Origin of the sequence: Aneurinibacillus danicus (assembly GCF_007991215.1) — a bacterium.
Lineage (GTDB): Bacteria > Bacillota > Bacilli > Aneurinibacillales > Aneurinibacillaceae > Aneurinibacillus > Aneurinibacillus danicus.
This window is the reverse complement of sequence record NZ_BJXX01000015.1, coordinates 39,363-58,801: the sequence shown is the minus strand read 5'-3', so window position 1 is coordinate 58,801 and position 19,439 is coordinate 39,363. Positions and strand designations below refer to the sequence as shown.

At 48.3% G+C, this 19,439-nt stretch carries 15 protein-coding genes and 1 riboswitch; of the genes, 11 read left to right on the top strand and 4 right to left on the bottom strand.

The features are described 5' to 3' along the window. Positions 1-27: 27 nt before the first annotated feature. On the bottom strand, positions 28-1,008 hold the full coding sequence (locus ADA01nite_RS01865) for an NAD(P)H-quinone oxidoreductase (RefSeq protein WP_146808198.1): 981 nt from the start codon (positions 1,006-1,008) through the stop codon (positions 28-30). 95 nt (positions 1,009-1,103) lie between these two features. On the opposite strand from ADA01nite_RS01865, the gene ADA01nite_RS01860 reads away from it, so the two are divergent. Then, a complete protein-coding gene (locus tag ADA01nite_RS01860; protein ID WP_146808197.1) occupies positions 1,104-1,583 on the top strand; it encodes a hypothetical protein in 480 nt (159 codons plus the stop codon). Between the two features lie 138 nt (positions 1,584-1,721). On the opposite strand, the gene acnA is transcribed toward ADA01nite_RS01860, so the two are convergent. Then, positions 1,722-4,448 carry an aconitate hydratase AcnA gene (gene acnA, locus ADA01nite_RS01855; RefSeq protein WP_146808196.1) on the bottom strand — a complete coding sequence of 909 codons (2,727 nt, stop codon included), beginning with the start codon at positions 4,446-4,448 and terminating at the stop codon, positions 1,722-1,724. Positions 4,449-4,675: 227 nt separating this feature from the next. On the opposite strand from acnA, the gene ADA01nite_RS01850 reads away from it, so the two are divergent. The 6 genes from ADA01nite_RS01850 (at position 4,676) to ADA01nite_RS01825 (ending at position 13,826) form a co-directional block, all read left to right on the top strand. Beyond that, positions 4,676-5,425: an IclR family transcriptional regulator gene (locus ADA01nite_RS01850; protein ID WP_146808195.1), complete on the top strand. Its 750-nt coding sequence runs from the start codon at positions 4,676-4,678 to the stop codon at positions 5,423-5,425. A gap of 124 nt (positions 5,426-5,549) precedes the next feature. Then, positions 5,550-5,861 carry a hypothetical protein gene (locus ADA01nite_RS01845; RefSeq protein WP_146808194.1) on the top strand — a complete coding sequence of 104 codons (312 nt, stop codon included), beginning with the start codon at positions 5,550-5,552 and terminating at the stop codon, positions 5,859-5,861. Between the two features lie 45 nt (positions 5,862-5,906). Next, complete coding sequence (locus tag ADA01nite_RS01840; RefSeq protein WP_146808193.1) at positions 5,907-6,737, top strand: EamA family transporter; 831 nt, start codon at positions 5,907-5,909, stop codon at positions 6,735-6,737. Between the two features lie 384 nt (positions 6,738-7,121). Beyond that, a complete protein-coding gene (locus ADA01nite_RS01835; protein ID WP_146808192.1) occupies positions 7,122-8,204 on the top strand; it encodes a cyclic di-GMP phosphodiesterase in 1,083 nt (360 codons plus the stop codon). 81 nt (positions 8,205-8,285) lie between these two features. Further along, positions 8,286-8,391, top strand: a riboswitch (SAM riboswitch). Positions 8,392-8,478: 87 nt separating this feature from the next. Next, positions 8,479-11,937 carry a methionine synthase gene (gene metH, locus ADA01nite_RS01830; RefSeq protein WP_146808191.1) on the top strand — a complete coding sequence of 1,153 codons (3,459 nt, stop codon included), beginning with the start codon at positions 8,479-8,481 and terminating at the stop codon, positions 11,935-11,937. Positions 11,938-11,960: 23 nt separating this feature from the next. Then, on the top strand, positions 11,961-13,826 hold the full coding sequence (locus ADA01nite_RS01825; RefSeq protein ID WP_146808190.1) for a bifunctional homocysteine S-methyltransferase/methylenetetrahydrofolate reductase: 1,866 nt from the start codon (positions 11,961-11,963) through the stop codon (positions 13,824-13,826). A gap of 571 nt (positions 13,827-14,397) precedes the next feature. On the opposite strand, the gene ADA01nite_RS01820 is transcribed toward ADA01nite_RS01825, so the two are convergent. Beyond that, positions 14,398-14,955, bottom strand: coding sequence for a hypothetical protein (locus ADA01nite_RS01820; protein ID WP_146808189.1), 558 nt, complete (start codon positions 14,953-14,955; stop codon positions 14,398-14,400). Between the two features lie 173 nt (positions 14,956-15,128). Between ADA01nite_RS01820 and ADA01nite_RS22990 the strand changes: the two genes are divergently transcribed. Further along, positions 15,129-15,458: a DUF5316 family protein gene (locus ADA01nite_RS22990; RefSeq protein WP_170230077.1), complete on the top strand. Its 330-nt coding sequence runs from the start codon at positions 15,129-15,131 to the stop codon at positions 15,456-15,458. 170 nt (positions 15,459-15,628) lie between these two features. On the opposite strand, the gene ADA01nite_RS01815 is transcribed toward ADA01nite_RS22990, so the two are convergent. Further along, positions 15,629-17,008 (bottom strand): dipeptidase, encoded by a 1,380-nt coding sequence (locus ADA01nite_RS01815; protein ID WP_146808188.1) that lies wholly within the window; start codon positions 17,006-17,008, stop codon positions 15,629-15,631. Positions 17,009-17,241: 233 nt separating this feature from the next. On the opposite strand from ADA01nite_RS01815, the gene ADA01nite_RS01810 reads away from it, so the two are divergent. The 3 genes from ADA01nite_RS01810 (at position 17,242) to coxB (ending at position 19,437) form a co-directional block, all read left to right on the top strand. Continuing rightward, a complete protein-coding gene (locus ADA01nite_RS01810; RefSeq protein ID WP_218029522.1) occupies positions 17,242-17,583 on the top strand; it encodes a toprim domain-containing protein in 342 nt (113 codons plus the stop codon). Positions 17,584-17,610: 27 nt separating this feature from the next. Beyond that, complete coding sequence (locus ADA01nite_RS01805; protein ID WP_146808187.1) at positions 17,611-18,222, top strand: NUDIX hydrolase; 612 nt, start codon at positions 17,611-17,613, stop codon at positions 18,220-18,222. Positions 18,223-18,501: 279 nt separating this feature from the next. Then, positions 18,502-19,437: a cytochrome c oxidase subunit II gene (gene coxB, locus ADA01nite_RS01800; protein ID WP_146808186.1), complete on the top strand. Its 936-nt coding sequence runs from the start codon at positions 18,502-18,504 to the stop codon at positions 19,435-19,437. The last annotated feature ends 2 nt before the right edge of the window (positions 19,438-19,439 follow it).

The following is a 19,439-nucleotide window of genomic DNA, read 5'->3' as shown; positions in this document are numbered from 1 at the left end:
AATTTTCACAGAAAACAGAGGATACGATTATTTTTGTATCTGAAGGATAATTTTTCCTGTATTTTTATTGTTCTCCATGTATTCATGTGCTTCCTGTACTTGCTCCAGATCCCATACGGAGTCAACAATCGGCCGTAAACGTCCGTCCGCGAAACGAGGCATCGCAAATTCGACGAATTCTCTCGTTAAGGCAATCTTGTCTTCTACCGAACGGGAGCGCAGCGCTGTACCGATGATCTGCAGACGGCGCCGCAGAAGCTGGCCAAGATTGAGTTCGGGGGCTTTGCTGCCGCCCATTGTACCGATAATGACAAGCCTGCCGTCCATGGCCAGGCAGGAAAGATTCTGCTCCCAGTAAGGCGCTCCGATAAAGTCGAGAATAATATTCACGCCTTGTCCATCGGTTGCTTCTTTAACTGCGGGTTCGAAAGGTCCGGCTTTATAATCGATGGCCAGACTGGCACCTAAGTCCAGACATGCCTGCCGTTTTTTTTCGCTTCCGGCGGTAATGATAGAGGTAGCGCCCGCTTCCCGTACCAGCTGGATGGCGGCTGTTCCTACACCGCTGGCTCCCGCATGAATCAGTACCGTATGACCGGCTTTCAATCCGCCGAGCCAAAATAAATTCAAATAGGCTGTCAGGAACACTTCCGGAATGGCCGCTGCTTCCGTAAACGAAAAATGGTCGGGAATCCGGATGGCCATGCCTGCCGGAATACTTACTTTCTCCGCATAGCCGCCGCCCGGAAGCAGAGCACAGACACGATCGCCGGGTTTAAAACCCGTTACGTTTTTTCCTACATTCTCAACAATGCCGGCCATCTCCAATCCCATAATGTGGGATGCGCCTTTTGGCGGGGGATAAAGTCCGCGTTTCTGGAGAAGGTCTGCCCGGTTCAGTGCGGTCGCCTTTATGCTGACGAGCAATTCGTCGTCGCCCATAACGGGATCTTCCGCTTCTCCAATGTATAGACGGTGTGTGTTTTCTTCTACAAGTACAGCTTTCATACGTGCCCTCCCTGTAAAAAGTATAGTTGAAATAACAAACTTTCCACTATCTATGATATCGTAGGGAAGAAGACGAAGGAAAGGACGGAAACGTAATGAATACATCTCTGAAAGAAATGCGAATCATCTCACACGAAGAATTGGAAAAACGGATAGAAGAGGTTCAGCTCTTGCAAGAGAAAGAGCGGGAGCGTTACGCGCTAGTAAAAGATACATCAACGGGGGAGCACTATGTCCGCTATACGCAGCATCACCTTAATCTAATGGAAGGTGGTATTGAAGAGGTATTCGATCACCTCTTGCCGCTTGATACGGATGATGTATTGGCGGTTGTCTTCGGCGAACAGGATTATACGTACCCGGCGCAGTGGACAAAGACATATCTGCGCGGCAGCAATTCGGACCCGTATCTATGGTTTGATCCTTCCGATTTACCGGGGGACTTGGATGACGATGCGGCAGGACGGGAGATTTCCGAGATGTTGGATGCGTTTAAACAGGAGAAAAAATTTGACGACGAGTCCATTCAGAGGCTGTTTAAACAAATCGATGACATGCTTGGCGATAAGAAATGAGGAGAGGATTTCAATGATAAAAAAGGCGAACGCCTTTTTCTTCCCCAGGATCTCATTTCCACTTTCTCTCCTTCTTTCCTCACGATTTTCACAGAAAAAGAGGAAGATTCCCCCAGGGGAATCTTCCTCTTTTGATAATTATACGCTTGCTTTTGCTTCTGCAGCGATTTGACGAAGAACCGTCTGCAGGATACCGCCATTGCGGTAGTATTTAATATCAACTGCGCTGTCCAGACGGACGCAAACGTCAAATTCGAACTTCGTGCCATCCTGGCGAGTTGCTTGTACTTTGATCGTTTGACCCGGTTTAATATCGTCGTGCAGGTCAGGAATATCGAAAGTTTCGCTACCGGTGATGCCCAGGGTTTCTGCATTGGCACCATTTTCGAACTGCAGCGGCAGTACGCCCATGCCTACCAGGTTGCTGCGGTGGATACGCTCGAAACTTTCTGCGATAACCGCTTTGACACCCAGCAGGAATGTACCTTTAGCTGCCCAGTCACGGGAACTTCCTGTACCGTATTCTTTACCGGCGATGACAACCAGCGGAGTGCCGGTTTCTTGATATTTCATGGACGCATCGTAGATTGGCATTACCTCACCGGTCGGCAGGTAGGTTGTTACGCCGCCTTCCGTACCAGGAGCCATTTTGTTACGGATACGAATATTTGCGAACGTTCCGCGCATCATAACTTCGTGATTACCACGACGGGAACCGTAAGAGTTAAAGTCTTTACGCTCTACGCCACGCTCAGACAGATAAATTCCCGCAGGGCTGGTCGGTGTGATGCTTCCTGCCGGGGAGATGTGGTCTGTCGTTACAGAGTCACCAAGCACAGCCAGTGCTCTCGCGCCTTTGATGCCCTGGATGCTGCCTGCTTCGGCGCTGAGACCGGAGAAGAACGGCGGATGTGCGATGTATGTGGAGTTTTCATCCCACTCATACAGCTGTCCTTCCGGGAAGTCAATCGCATTCCAGCGCGGATTTGCTGTAAATACATTGCCGTATTCTTCTTCGTACATTTCAGGACGAACAGCATTAAGAACCGCTTGTTTGATTTCTTCATTCGTCGGCCAGATATCTTTCAAGTATACCGGCTTGCCATCTTTGCCTGTACCAAGCGGTTCCGTTGTCAGATCGATACCTACGTTTCCAGCGAGGGCATAAGCTACAACCAGCGGCGGAGAAGCAAGGTAGTTTGCTTTTACCTGCGGATGTACACGTCCTTCGAAGTTACGGTTACCGGACAGAACGGACGCTACTGTCAGGTCGTTTTCTGCGATCGCATTGCTTACTTCATCCGGCAGCGGACCGCTGTTACCGATACAAGTTGCACAGCCGTAACCTGCGATGTAGAAGCCTAATTGCTCAAGCGGTTTTAACAGGTCAGCTCTCTCGAGGTATTGCGTAACAACGCGGGAGCCTGGAGTTAAGCTGGATTTTACGTATTCCGGCTTCACAAGGCCTTTTTCAACGGCTTTCTTCGCCACAAGGCCGGCAGCCAGCATTACGCTCGGGTTGGACGTGTTCGTACAGCTTGTGATAGCCGCGATGACAACTGCGCCTGTACCCAGTTCAGACGTTTTGCCGTTTTTATGCGTAATTGCTACTTTCTTATCAATTTGTTCTTCGCTTAAACCGAAACCGCCTTTGTCGATCGGCGTGCGCAGCGCATCGTTGAAAGCGTCTTTCATTGCAGTCAGCTCGATGCGGTCCTGCGGGCGCTTCGGACCTGCCAGTGTCGGAACGACAGAGCCTAAGTCAAGCTCCAGCGTTTCGGAGAATTCCGGATCCGGAGTGTCATCCGTACGGAAGAGACCTTGCTCCTGGAAGTAGGCTTTAACAAGCGCCACTTGTTCTTCGCTGCGTCCTGTAGAACGGAGGAATGTCAGAGTCTCTTCGTCAACCGGGAAGAAGCCCATTGTCGCACCGTATTCAGGCGCCATGTTTGCGACCGTTGCGCGGTCTTGCAGATTGATGTTGCTGAGGCCCGGTCCGTAGAACTCTACGAACTTGCCGACTACGCCCTTCTTGCGCAGGATGTTTGTAACTGTAAGTGCCAGGTCGGTTGCTGTCGCGCCTTCCGGCAGCGTGCCTGTCAGCTTGAAGCCGACAACTTCAGGCGTTACGAAATACAGCGGTTGGCCAAGCATGCCCGCTTCCGCTTCGATACCGCCAACGCCCCAGCCTACAACGCCAAGACCGTTGATCATTGTAGTATGGGAGTCTGTACCTACGAGAGAATCCGGGAATACTTCAAGCTCGCCGTCAACTTCTTTTGTAGCCGCTACAGACGCCAGGTACTCCAGGTTTACCTGGTGAACGATACCGGTTGCCGGCGGAACAGCGCGGAAGTTATTGAACGCGGACTGTGCCCAGCGCAGGAAACGATAACGTTCGCCGTTGCGTTCGAACTCAAGCTTCATATTGTTTTCCAGTGCATCCGGGTTGCCGAAATCATCTACCATGACGGAGTGGTCGATAACGAGGTCAACCGGAACGAGCGGGTTGATACGCTCAGGGTTGCCGCCCATTTCTTTCATAGCCAGACGCATGGCAGCGAGGTCAACAACTGCCGGTACGCCTGTGAAGTCCTGCAGCACAATACGAGCCGGAGTGAACGGTATTTCTTGATTCGGATCGCGCTCTTCGGTCCAGGTTGCCAATTTTTTTACATGGTCTTCCGTAATCGCTACGCCATCAAACTGACGCACCGCTGCTTCGAGCAGAACTTTAATGGAAAAAGGAAGTTTAGAAATCGGACCGAGTCCTTTGTCTTCCAAAGCTTTAAGGGAATAGTAGGCATACGTCTTGTCACCTACTTGCAAAGATGAACGTACAGAGTAAGCATCTTTATTTGCCAAGTTGATAGCCTCCTTTGTGTTTCAATAACGGTTTCACCAAATGAAACTGTGTTTCTCTTTCCGATAACATTATACTGCTTTTTTCATGTAACGTACATAGATTTTTAAACTTTTTTTTGAAATTAGATGAGAGTTTACGAGTGAAACGACAATAAGGTATAATGTCAAATATTGCAACATGGTTTCGTTGAATGAAACTAATGGAAAGAGGAAGGTGAGTAAGCGGGATGGACGCTTCCGATAATAAGATGACCGTCCGCGCGGTAGATCGCGCCATGGACATTCTGCTGTGCTTTATTGATCAGAAAGAGCTGACTCTTACCGAGATTTCCCATAAAATAGGCCTGAATAAAAGTACCGTATACCGGCTGTTGGGTTCATTGGAGAACAAAGGGTTTCTAACACGCAATCCCGATACGGAGAAATACCAGCTTGGTTTCCGCATCTGGCAGCTATCCGCCAGCCTGCCGCAAGGCGATGATCCGGCGACCATTCTTCTTCCAGAAATGATTCGCTTGCGGGATCAGGTGGGCGAGACGATTAGTTTGTATGTGCGCAATGAAAATGAACGCATTCGCGTACAGGCGGTGGAAAGCAATGAGACGATTCGCAGAGTAGCCCCGATTGGCGCCCATCTTCCGCTGTCGGTAGGCGCTTCAAGCAAGGTGCTGGTTGCTTATGCGCCGCCGGATGTGCAGAAGCAGATTCTATCGGATCCGACCTGGCCTTCTTCTATTGATAAGCAGGTGTATATGAAGCAGTTAGAAGAAATTAAAAAGAACGGCTACGCGACCAGTTCCGAAGAACGGGAGCAGGGGGCGGCTGCAGTAGCCGTACCCCTGTTCAACCGAAGAGGGCAACTGGTGGCCGCACTGTCCGTATCCGGACCTTCCAATCGCCTGACGCTTGCGCAGATGAAAGAAAATCTGCCTTATGTCATGGCGGCGGCCAAGCGAATGGGAAGCATGTTAAAATAAAAAAGGAGAAAGAGAGAAAAGAGGAAATGGAGAATTTGAAGAAAAAGGCGGATGCCTTTTTCTTTCCTTAACTCTCTAAAACTCTCTAACCTCCCTGATTTCTGATATCGAAAGGAGGGTGGATATGGAACAGACGTATGCGTTAGCACTATCGCCGATGCAGATAGAGGTACTGCTGGATACAGTTCGGGGATTTGTCGACAATAAGAAGCTCCTGCATATACCGACAGTGAATGGAGAAGTGGTGGGCCTGCCATTAACGGAAGAAGCGCTGACATGGATGCTTGATACATGCGGGCAGGAGAACGAAAAGAAGGACATTGTCGTGCAATTAAGGTCTACAGCGGACGGGAAAACGGAAGTTGTCGTTACCTGTGCGCCGAACGGGGAGACATTTACGTACGAAGTGCAGTTAACAGAATTCGATGAGCAGTAAGTAAACAACTAAGAAGAGACTTTATAGTGAAGAAGGTAACTGAGTATGTGGCTGTTTGCGGCTTTAACCACGGCGGTGGGCTTTGGGGTCAATAATACGATCTTCAAGTGGAGCACCTCACGCGGGTTATCCAAGATGAATATCCAATTTTTCTTTTATTTTGTGGCATTCTTGATTATCTTAAGTTCCGGTGTAGCGTCAGGGTCTCTGCATCCGAACATGACATCCCTCCTGCTTGGAAGCATCATCGGTGTATTAAACGCGAATGGAAACATTCAAATGGCGCGTGCATTTGAGAAAGGACCGGCCAGTCTAACGTCTCCGCTGATTGCGGCGAACGCTATTTTTCCGGTGCTGGCAGCCGGCGCTATTTTCCATGAACAAATCCCGTTTTTGCACTGGCTGGGCGTTTTGTGTATGATGGGGTCTGCCGTGGTGATCCAATATACGCCGGGCGCCAAAGGTAGCACGGATTATTTGCCGTGGATCGGACGTGTCATGTTTGCGTTTGTTTCGTTCGGATTGCTTGGTATATTAATGAAGCAGTCTTCCTATCTACATATCAGTTCAATGGACATGCTGGTGGCAATGTATGGCGGCGGTAGTCTGTATCTGGCTGTTTGGTTAGGACGTGAGCGAATTCAGATTCGGGAAGCGAAAATCGGCGCGTTGCTGGGCATAGTAAGCGTCGTCAGTTTCAGTTGCTATTTTTATGCGCTTAAAACCGGCATCGCCAGCATTGTCTTTCCGGTCGTTAGTTTAAACTGTCTTGTGGTTATCTTGACCGGCTGTTATTTATTTAAAGAAAGATTAAAACCATATCAGGTGTGCGGAATTTTTACCGCGCTGCTGGGGTTAGTTCTTACAAAAATATGAAAAGTTACATGGATCGCCCTTGCAGGGAAGGGTGATTTTTATTTTTTTGTGAAAATCGTGAAGAAAGAAGATCCAGGGGAGAAAAAGGCGTTCGCCTTTTTCTCCATTGAAATCACCCTCTCGTTCTCTTCTCTCTTTTCCTTCGTACCATTCATGGCAGGGCTTGCAGCTAATCGGCCATGGTGGTTTCGTATACAAGGGTTTACCATAATAGTATACTGTAAATTAAAGACGGAAAATTCAGTTAATGAATATTGGTATGGGTACTACTATCTAAATTTAGTTTTCCTGTATGTTTTTTGTAATGAAACTAAATTCCTGTGTTAAAATTCGAAAAGAGTACCAAATGTCTATAGGAAAAGACCAAGAAAGTAGGGTTTACGCGTGAAAAAGGTACACATCAATTCTGTAAAGCCGGGAGATAAAATAGCGAAAACGATCCTTTCGGAAACGGGACACATCCTGCTCGGGGCAGGCCTGGAATTGAGCCAGCGGTATATTGACCGCTTGAAAAGTATGGGCATTGACATGGTATATATTGAAGATAAAAACACGGATGATATCATACCTGAAGATGTGATTAGCGATACAACGCGGCGCAAAGCGGTGGAAACGGTCTATAAGACTATGACCAGCCTGATGGATCAACCGAAAGTGAAAGGCAGGGCTTCAGTCCCTGATATAGGGAAAACATTTCGGGATGTATTTGGTACTATATTAGGGGATTTAAGCGGTCGAAAAGAAGTCCTTATCAATTTGGCTAACCTTCATTCACTTGACGGATATTTGTTCCACCATTCCGTAAATGTGGCGGTGCTTGCGGGAGTTATCGGGCTGGCCAAAGGATATAACCGCAACCAGCTAGCTGACTTAGGTGTAGGAGCGCTGCTGTTTGACATCGGGATGACCATGCTGCCTAAAGAGTTGTGGAACAAGAAGACGACGCTGAATCCGGAAGAGCGGGCGAGGGTGGAAAATCATACGGAAGACGGATTTAATATTTTGCGCTACCAGTATGATGTATCGCTTCTATCTGCCCACTGTGCTCTGCAGCATCATGAACGGTATAACGGTTCCGGCTATCCGCGCAAGCTTCAGAAAAACCAGATTCATGAATATGCCCAGATCGTCGGCATGGCCGATGTCTATGATGCTTTAACCTCGCACCGTTCTTATCGCCAGCATTACAGTCCGAACGAAGCGACAGAGTATTTATTCGCGGCGGGAAATTCATTGTTCGATCTGGAATTGGTTCGTTTATTCGTTAAGCATATTGCCGTTTATCCGGTAGCTTCTACAGTTGTTTTAAACACAGGACAAATCGGCGTCGTATCGCGCGTTGACCCGGCGGCTGTGCACAGACCAACCGTGCGTATCGTACAGGAGCGGGATGGCACGCCTCTAGCCTCACCGTATGAAATCGATTTACGCAATCACACCAGCATTGTGATTACCCGGACGCTTTGACACGGAGGAGGGCATATAAATTTTCTATTGACTCTTTTCTAACATTGTTTAATAATGAGAAAAATGAAAACTATAATTCGTTTCTTATCAAGAGCAGGCTGAGGGACTGGCCCAATGACGCCCGGCAACCGGTATGTAGAATACACGGTGCCAATTCCAGCAGGATTTATTTCCTGAAAGATAAGGGTACGTGTGCTTTGACGGACATCAGAGACCTTCCTTCTTTCGGGAGGTCTTTTTTATTTTACTTTGCACGGAAGAGAGGGCGATTGCCATGAGTGAAACAGCGGTGAAAAAGCTGTCGATAGAGCACCAATTGACAAACAAAATTTTGATTATTGACGGGGCGATGGGTACCATGCTCCAGCAGGCAAATCTCGGTCCGGAAGACTTCGGCGGTGAAGAGTATGAAGGTTGTAACGAAATGCTGAACCTTACCCGCCCGGATGTAATTCGCGGTATTCATGAGACGTATCTGGAGGCGGGAGCGGACATTGTCGAGACCAATACATTTGGTGCAACGTCCATTGTCCTGGCCGAATATAATCTACAGAACCGCGCGCGGGAGATTAATCTGGCTGCGGCACGACTGGCACGCGAAGCGGTAGAGAAATATTCGACTCCCGAATGGCCCAGATATGCCGCCGGCTCTATCGGCCCGACGACTAAAACGCTGTCCGTTACCGGTGGTGTTACATTTGAGGAATTGGTCGACGCCTATTACGAGCAGGCTTTGGCATTGATTGAAGGCGGGGTTGATGTACTGCTGCTGGAGACAGTACAGGATACGCTTAACGTAAAAGCGGGCGGCATCGGCATCCAGCGTGCCTTTGAAACCCTGGGTTATAAGATCCCGGTCATGATCTCGGGAACGATTGAGCCGATGGGAACGACCTTGGCCGGTCAGAATATTGAAGCATTTTACATCTCTCTTGAGCACCTGCAGCCGGTGTCTATTGGTTTAAACTGTGCGACGGGTCCGGAGTTTATGCGGGATCATATCCGAACGTTGTCCGGTATGGCAAACTGTGCGGTTAGCTGCTATCCGAACGCCGGACTGCCTGATGAAGACGGTCACTACCATGAGTCACCGCAGGCACTGGCGGCCAAACTGGCCGGGTTCGCCGAGCAGGGGTGGATTAATGTGGCGGGCGGCTGCTGCGGTACGACACCGGAGCATATCCGGGCTATCGCGGAAGCGCTCAAAGATTATCAGCCGCGTAAGCCGCAGGGACTCCATACACATGTGGTATCTGGCATTGAACCCGTCTACCTTGAACAGGACAACCGGCCTTTATTTGTAGGGGAGCGTACGAATGTTATCGGTTCAAAGAAATTCCGTGATCTCATCAAGGAGGGCAAGTACGAAGAGGCTTCAGAAATTGCGCGTGCTCAGGTGAAGCGGGGCGCTCATGTTATCGATATCTGTCTTGCCGATCCGGACCGGGATGAAGCGGCGGATATGGAGGCATTCCTAAAGTTTGTCGTACGTAAGGTAAAAGTGCCGCTTATGATTGACTCTACCGACCCGAACGTTATTGCGCTTGCGCTGAAGTACTCGCAGGGCAAGGCGATTATTAACTCAATCAATCTCGAAGACGGGGAAGAACGTTTTGCGGAAGTGGCTCCGCTCTTACGGAAGTTCGGTGGTGCGGTCGTTGTCGGCACAATTGACGAGAAGGGAATGGCTGTGACCCGCGGGCGCAAACTTGAGGTGGCTGAGCGATCCTATCGCCTGCTTGTGGGTAAGTACGGACTTTCGCCGCGGGATTTAATCTTCGATCCGCTCGTTTTCCCGGTAGGTACGGGGGACGAAGCATACATCGGTTCCGCGAAAGAGACGGTGGAAGGCATTCGGTTGATTAAAGAGAAATTTCCGGAATGTCAGACCATTCTTGGCGTCAGCAACGTATCATTCGGTTTGCCGCCTGCGGGCAGAGAAGTTCTGAATGCCGTGTACTTATACCACTGTACGAAAGCGGGACTTGATTACGCCATTGTCAACACGGAGAAGCTGCAGCGTTTCGCGTCTATTCCAGAAGAGGAACGTCAATTGGCGGAAGCGCTGCTGTTTGATACGACTGACGAGACGCTGGCAAGGTTTACAGCATTCTATCGCGAGAAAAAGGTGGAGAAGGTCGAAGAAATTACAAATCTAAGCTTAGAAGAGCGCCTGGCCCATTACGTGGTGGAAGGGACAAAAGAAGGGCTAATTCCGGATCTGGAAGAAGCGCTGAGCAAATATGCGCCGCTTGATATCATCAACGGACCGTTGATGAACGGTATGGACGAAGTGGGCCGCCTGTTTAATGATAACCAGCTGATTGTTGCGGAAGTGCTGCAAAGTGCGGAAGTAATGAAAGCCGCAGTCGCTTATCTGGAGCCGTTCATGGAGAAAACGCAGGCATCCACTAAAGGCACGGTCATGCTCGCCACTGTAAAAGGCGATGTGCATGACATCGGCAAAAACCTGGTGGAGATTATCTTTGGGAATAACGGCTACAAGATTGTTAATCTGGGGATTAAAGTGCCGCCGGAGCAGTTGATTGAAGCCTGCCGTAAAGAGATGCCGGATATAATCGGACTTTCAGGTCTGCTTGTCAAATCAGCACAGCAAATGGTGACAACAGTACAGGATTTGAGAGCGGCTGGTATCGACGTACCGATTCTCGTGGGCGGCGCAGCATTGACACGTAAGTTTACCGAGAATCGTATTGCTCCGGAATATAACGGACTCGTGCTATATTCCAAAGACGCCATGAGCGGACTGGACATCGCCAATAAGCTGGTGAATCCGAAAATGCGGGCCGAGCTGGAAGAGTCCGCGGCCCGGGCGAAGGAAGAAGCGCAGGTTACAGCAGCTTCCGAAGCGAAGGAAACAGAAGCGGCACCAGCCGTGCCGCAGCGTTCTTCGGTACGTATGGATGTTCCGGTATTCCTGCCACCGGATTTTGACCGTCACATTCTACGCGATTACCCGCTTACGCATCTGCACCCGTATCTGAATCTGCGTATGCTGCTGGGCAAGCACTTAGGCGTACGCGGCAATGTGGACGCACTGCTTTCGGAGGGTGACCCGAAGACGGTTGAACTGAAGGAAATCGTGGAGGAGTTGCTGGCGGAAGCGGAAGAAACCGGTCTGCTGACCGCGCATGGTATGTACCGTTTCTTCCCGGCGCAATCCAGGGGAAACGAAATTTATATCTATGATCCGAACGATCATAGCGTCATACTCAAAACATTCTCTTTCCCGCGGCAAAAAGAAGCGCCATATCTCTGCCTGGCCGATTTTGTAAAACCGGTGGAAAGCGGAGTTATGGATTATGTCGCATTCCTTGTAGTCACCGCAGGCAAGGGCGTGCGGGAGAAAGCGGAAGAATGGAAGGAGAAGGGCGACTATCTCCGTTCGCATGTGCTGCAGGCGCTGGCGCTTGAACTGGCCGAGGCGTTCGCCGAGCGGACGCACCATATTCTGCGCGATACATGGGGCTTCCCGGATCCGGCGGAGATGACGATGCAGCAGCGTTTCGGAGCTCGTTACCAGGGCATCCGCGTCTCGTTTGGCTATCCGGCTTGCCCGGATTTGGAGGATCAGAAACTGCTGTTTGATTTGCTGAAGCCGGAAGATATCGGTGTGCACCTAACCGATGGCTGCATGATGGAACCGGAGGCGTCCGTTTCGGCCATGGTATTCTCCCATCCTGAAGCGCGCTATTTCAATGCCGGTGAATAAAACGAGGAAGGGAGAGGAAGCCCATGCCAAAAGAAAATCTAAAAACATATCTGAATAACCACCTGTTGATTGGCGATGGCGCAATGGCCACCTGGCTCTATCAGCTGGGTGTTCCGATCGGCATCTGTTACGAAGAGTTAAGCCTATCGGACCCGGAGATTATCCGAACAGTTCACCGTTCCTATTACGAAGCGGGCGCACGCTTTATTCAGACCAATACGTACGGCGCTCATCGGGATGCCCTGGCCCGCCACGGTCTGCAGGATAAAGTGGAGCGGATGAATCGGGCCGCAGCCAAAGTCGCACGGGAAGCGGTCGGTGATGACGCATATGTGGTTGGCGGTATCGGGTCGATTATTGCTGGAAGGGTGCGGGATGCCCGGCAGATGGATACTTATGGAGAACAGTACGAGGAGCAGGCTTCCGCGCTGCTGGCGGGCGGAGTGGATGCCATTCTCCTGGAGACATTCCTTGACCTGGACGAATTGCTGCTGGCTCTCGATGTCATTCGTCCGTTGACGAAGCTGCCGATTATTGCCCAGCTTGCCACGATAGAGGTGGGCCGGACGCGGGACGGATATACGCTGACCCGCGCATTCTCTGAATTAAAGAAAGCGGGCGCAGATGTAGTTGGTCTGAACTGTCGAATGGGTCCGGCAGAAATTCTTCGCTCGATTGAGAATACGGTCGTACCGGAAGATACGCCTTTGTCTGTATTTCCCAATGCGGGACGGCTTGCGATGTCAGACGGCGAGTACTCCTACGCATCGGTTCCCCAGTACTTCGGGGAAAGCGCGCTGCGTTTCCGGGCTCAGGGAGCGAGACTTATCGGCGGCTGCTGCGGCACAACCCCCGAGCATATCCGCATGATGGCACAGGTGTTGGCAGAGCGTGATCCGCTGCCCCGGGTTAATCCGGTTATTACAGTGGAAGAAGGGGAAAGAACGCCAATTCGCATTGTCTCCCCGGAGCGCTCCAAAGGAATTGTAGATACGGTAAGACAGCGGCATACGGTCATTGTTGAGCTGGACCCACCGCGCGATTTGGATACGGAGAAGTTTCTGAAGGGAGCGGCAGCATTGAAGGAAGCGGGCGCCGATGCGATCACGCTGGCCGATAATTCACTGGCAACGACACGCATGAGCAACATGGCGCTCGGATCGATTATAAAGACGAAATTCGGTGCCGAACCGCTGTTGCACATCGCCTGTCGTGACCGCAACCTGATCGGCCAACAATCGCACCTGATGGGGCTGTATGCACTTGGCATCAACCAGGTGTTGGTCATTACAGGCGATCCGGCCCGTTTCGGAGATTTGCCCGGTGCAAGCTCTGTGTTCGATGTATCCTCATTTGACTTAATCCGCATGATTAAACAGCTGAATGAAGGATTTACCTTCTCGGGCAAGCCGCTCAAGCAGCGGGGGGATTTCGTAGTTGGCGCTGCGTTCAATCCGCATGTGCGCCAGTTCGATGCCGCACTGCGGCGCCTTGAGAAGAAGGTAGAAGCGGGAGCGGACTACATTATGACGCAGCCGGTATATGACCGGGAAATGATTGAGCGGATTTATGAAGGCACAAAACATCTGGACATCCCGATTTTTATCGGCATTATGCCGCTGACGAGCTCGCGCAACGCGGAGTTTCTTCACAACGAAGTACCCGGCATCAAGTTGTCGGACGAAGCGCGTGCCCGCATGCATGCACATGAGCCGGGCGAAGAAGCCCGCCGTGAAGGCGTGGCGATTGCCCGAGAGCTGGTGGATATGGCCATGGAATACTTTAACGGCATTTATTTGATTACTCCGTTTTTCTATTATGAGATGACGGCGGAATTGACCCGATATGTACATGACCGATCCGCTGCGGCGCTGCAGGTGCAGAAATAAACGGAAACGGAGGCACAGCAATAGGCTGGCCTCTGTTTTCTGTGAAAATCAGGAGGAAAGAAGGAGAGGGGAGAGGAAATGAGATCCAGGGAAGAAAAAGGCCTTCGCCTTTTTCCACATTGGAATCATTGTCTCGTTCTCTTCTCTTTTTTCCTTCATACCACAAAAATTGTATTTACTATAGTGTTTACAATTATAAATATATTATGTAAAAAAAGCAAAGTGCGCTCTTTAGGATGTCCTGGCCTTTTTTAGGGGGAAGTGAAAAACTGTAAGAGTCTAGTTAATAACATTTAATTTGCGTAAAAACCTCATGTATAAAGGAAAAATCACTACTTCGCTCCTAAGTAACGAAGTAGTGATTTATACTACGAGTAATTTTTACTGAAGTTTATTTGTAAAAATGAAGTTCCACGTATCCCCTGTACTAATCTCTTTTACCGTACATTTTGTATTAACACCAAAGAAACCACGTTTGGCTGTTCCAACCGGACTCCAGGATGACGGTGGAAGAATATCGAACGTATTACTTGTGGTATTATATGTGTAATACTGATTTTTAATAAAAGAATCAGGAGAGTAACCAACAGCCACCTAACTCTACCTGTCGATTAGAAATAGAAATATTAGAATCACTAATAACCCAGCTCCCACTAGCCCCTTGGTGTTTTATGCATGATATACCGTTTATCGTTACATTTGACCAATAAAAAGTAGAAGACGATTTAACACTTACACTTACATCAGAGCCGGAATCAGATCTATTGCCATCATAAGTTCTAGAAACAGATGCAATTACGGTCGTAGCATATTGTGTTTCTGTTTCACCATTTGCAAGTTTAATTTCTTTTAGTTTCTGTGTTGTCTTGTATAACCTGACATCCCTTTGCTTTCCTTCTTTATTTTTTAGAATTTGAGAAACTGCCCCATTGCCTTCCTTATCACTTTCAATATCACTAACTCCATTTTTTGCTCTTTCAAATAGCTTGTCTACGTTCTTTATTTCCTGGGATTGATAAAGCAGCTTGGATTCTTTTACCGACACATCAGATACGGTAAATGCTGGTACACTTGCAGCTACCATAAAACCCGACAACAGAAGACCCATGATTTTTCTCCTCTTACTCACTAGAATTCCCCCTCAATGTGGTATTGGAAAAATATTGGAAATCATATCAAAATAGTGATATAATTTGCAGTTAATATATGGGTATTTGGTACTTTTTTGGAATTATTTTCATTAATTTTACTAAATTTATCTCTTTTGGATCGATTTAAATAATAAAGAATAAAAAATATAAAGTGATAACAAGTAAGTGTCTCGAGGAAAAAATAGAGGGAAAAGGGGGAATTTTTCTGAAGGCTTTAGGGATTGGCTTATGTATTCTACTTATCGATTTCCTCATAGTTCTGATTCAAGGTAAAATCAATTTAATAACAATGTATTCAGGAGTAACTGGACTAATATTCTTGGTTTTAGCCGCGTTATTTTCTGGTGCTTTTATTGATCCGGATTCGAGGAGAGGTGATTCATTTACAGATGGAAAGGAATCATTAGCCAGACATATTAAATGGTCCACCACATTTTTTAATATTGAACTAAAAATCAATACCAAAATAAGTTTGTACTGATAAAGACAACCAAATCTCTTTTTGTGAACTGTGACCCGAATGATGAACTTTTTAAAAAGGCCCTGTTAAAGATTTCTGTTGATTTGGATTTTCCTTGTACATCAACATAGCTCTTTAACAGAGCCTTTTAATAAAAACTATAGGCAAACCCGTTACAATTCCGGCTGTCTTTACTTCATTTTGATACCGGCAAGCTCTTTCCAATACTCACAGATGGTAATGAGTCCTTTATCGAAATTCTCCAGATGGAAATGCTCGTTCGGCGCGTGGAAATTCTCGCCCGGCAGGCCGAAGCCCATCAGTACGACCGGGACATTCAGCAGGCGTCCGAACCCTTCTACAATCGGAATCGATCCGCCCATCCGGGTGAGTGCAGGTGTTGCTTCGTATGCTTTCTCGTATGCGCGCATCGCTGCCTGGATGACAGGATGGTCATATGGTGTCTCGAACGGCCGGCCGGTATCCATGCGGGTTACTTTCACCTGCACGCCCGGTGGTGTATGTGCGTAAACATGCTTTTCAATTAGTTCCTGAATCTCTTTTGGGTCCTGGTCGCCGACCAGACGGCAGGACAGCTTGGCATGCGCCTCGGACGGCAGTACCGTCTTGATGCCTTCGCCCTGGAAGCCACCGTATATGCCGTTAATCTCGAGCGTCGGACGCGCCCAGGTGCGCTCCAGGAAGCTGAACCCTTCTTCTCCGTACAGCTCGCTTACATTTAATTCTTTCTTCAACGCTTCCTCATCGTATCGTAAATCGCGGAACGCCTGCTGTTCTTCTTCGGTAAGCGGTCTGACCCTGTCATAGAACCCCTCGACAGCAACACGTCCTCTCTCATCATGCATGGATGCTAAAATGGCGGCGAGAGCATGCAGCGGATTGGCAACTCCGCCCCCGTAAATGCCTGAATGCAAATCGCTGTTTGCGCCGCGGATATCAATTTGCATGGCGCATAAACCGCGCAGACTATAGCAAATGGCAGGTTTGCCTTTTTCCAGCATCGGCGTATCGGAGATAACCAGCACGTCTGCCGCCAGCCTATCTTTGTTTTGCTCCACGAACGGCTCAAGCGCCGGACTTCCGATTTCTTCTTCGCCTTCAATACAGAATTTTACATTGACCGGCAGCTTGCCCTCCGTTTTCAATAGCGCCTCCACGGCTTTGATATGCATGAAAATCTGGCCTTTATCATCCGTTGCACCGCGCGCGTAAATCTTACCGTCACGAATATCGGGTTCGAAGGGCGGTGTTTGCCACAGTTCCAGCGGATCGACCGGCTGTACGTCATAATGGCCGTAAATTAACGCAGTAATGTCGCTATCGGCATGTAACCAATCGGCGTATACGATCGGGTTTCCATCGGTCGGCATAATTTTCACGTTTTCAAGTCCGGCCGCCTGTAGAGAATCGGCCAGCCATTCTGCGGCGCGCTTACTATCCGGTTTGTGGGCGGAAAGGGCACTTACGCTTGGGATGCTCAGCAAATCCTTCAGTTCTTTAAGATGGGTGTTGCGATGGGTTTCAAGGTGGGTGCGGTAGGCGCTGTTCATGGCCTGTTCATCCTTCCCTTCGTGAATTTGTCTATGGCGGATCATCCTGTATTTAGCTTAGTACATCAGAGTGGATTTTTCAAAGCATGCGAACATGCCATAATTGGAACCCTACTATTTATAGGGATTATGCGAAAAATGCACTTTCGTTTTTACTAATACTTTAAATCAACATATAATAAAAGTAAGATTTCTAACGATAAGTGGTCAGATTCGCTGCGAGGTGATGGGCAATGATCATAGGCAAAGTCATTATCGTGGAGGGAAAGACGGATAAGAAACGTCTGGAGAAAATCATCGCAGAGCCTGTGGAAATTATCTGCACGCACGGAACGTTAAGTATGCGAAAGCTGGAAGACATCTATCATCAGGCCGGTGATGCCGATGTGTACATTTTCGTGGATGAAGATGCATCCGGCAAGAAACTGCGTTCCCAGCTTAGAAGTGAATTTCCCAATGCGGTTCACTTGTATACCCGCAGAAGCTATACGGAAATCGCCCGAACACCATACGAATATTTGATGAAAATTTTGCGTGACGCCCATATTCAAGTAAATGAGGCTGTCATTCTGTAAAAGACAAAAGGAGTAGTGGAGACACGAATGATAGAACAAATTCAAAATCGGATAAGTCAGCGCTCTTTCAATTTATTTGGATTTGCTCCACTGATGCGGGCTGCGGTTCTAATTCCGCTGGTGGAGAAGGATGGAAAACTTCATGTGCTATTCGAAGTAAGAGCACAGACATTGAAAAGGCAGCCCGGGGAGATTTGCTTCCCGGGCGGAAAAATTGATGAAGGAGATGAGAGCGAGCAGGCCGCAGCGATTCGGGAAACATGTGAAGAATTAGGCCTTGAGGAAAGCGACATCCAGATCATCGAGAGTTTGGGTATTCTTATTCCGCCGTACTCCTCTTCTATTTATTCGTTTGTCGGTAAAATTCATGATTACCAAAAGATTGCCCCGAACCGTGCCGAAGTAGAAGAAGTTTTCTGTGTTCCTCTTGAGTTCTTTTTAGAAGAAGAACCGGATGTCCATTATGTTCATCTGGCGGTAAAACCGGAAGAAAACTTTCCGTTCGAGCTAATCCCGCAGGGGAAGAATTACAAATGGCGTAGTACGAAACTCCCTGAATTTTTCTATCAATATGACGGAAAAATTATCTGGGGATTAACGGCAAGAATTCTCTATGAATTTGCATCATTGGTAAAATAATAGTGACAAAAAGCAGACCAAAATGTGTCAAATAAATGACATTTGGGTAAGAGTAAAGGTAAAAACACACCTTTACTCTTTTCGCTTCTACCAAGGTTTTTCCCCCTTTGCCATACATAATTTTACCGAGTGGTGCATATGTTCAAAACACTATACAAATGAGATGAAAATTGATAACATTTATATGGTATTTACCATGTAGATATTATTTCTTATACCTAAATTTTCATTTGTTCTGCTGCTGTATAGAACAAATGATAGAAGAAAGGAGTGTATTGTGTGGATTTCAGTTGGTTATTTCCCCCGGCCATTAATGACATGGCAAAGCAGGTCGATTCCTTGTTTTGGTTTATCGCAGCTATCTCTCTTTTCATCTTTGTCCTGGTTGAAATGCTTCTCTTTATCTTCCTTGTTCGCTACAGAAGAAAACGACCGGACAAACAGGGAATTGCGTTGCACGGGAACACGAAAATGGAAATCATTTGGACAGTAATACCTGCTCTTATTCTGGTCGCCATTGGCGTGTTTGGTTCACAGATGACGTACGCAATTCAGACCCCACCAAAAGATGTGTACACGATTAATGTAACGGGTTACAAATGGAGATGGGACTTTGAGTATCCAGAAGGATTTAAGACGACAAATAAGCTCGTCATTCCGGAGGATAAAAACGTCCTATTTAAAATTACATCCGCCGACATTATTCACAGCTTTTGGATTCCAGCTATGCGAATTAAACAGGATGCAGTACCTGGACGCCAAACACAGATCTGGTCCGGCCCAACTAAACAGGGCGAATACCCTATAGTATGCGCCGAATATTGCGGGACAATGCACTCGATGATGCTAGCGAAACTCAACGTGGTAAATACAGACGAATTCAATAAATTTGTGCAGTCCGGCGGAAAAGCCGGCGGTGGCGCCGCAGGTGGTCCTGGCGGCGAAGGGCAAGCGCTTGCCGAACAGAAAGGCTGTTTAAGCTGTCATGCTACTGACCAAAACAAATTGGTCGGTCCGGGATGGGGTGGCATGTTTGGCAAAGACGTGAAGCTGTCCGACGGCAGCACCGCTAAATATGATGAGAAGTACATTGTAGAATCCATCATGGACCCTGCAGCGAAAATCCCTCAAGGTTATTCTTCACCAATGCCGCCGCAGCAGGTAACCGAGGAAGAAGCGAAGGCAATTGCTGAGTATATCGAAACCTTGAAATAGGG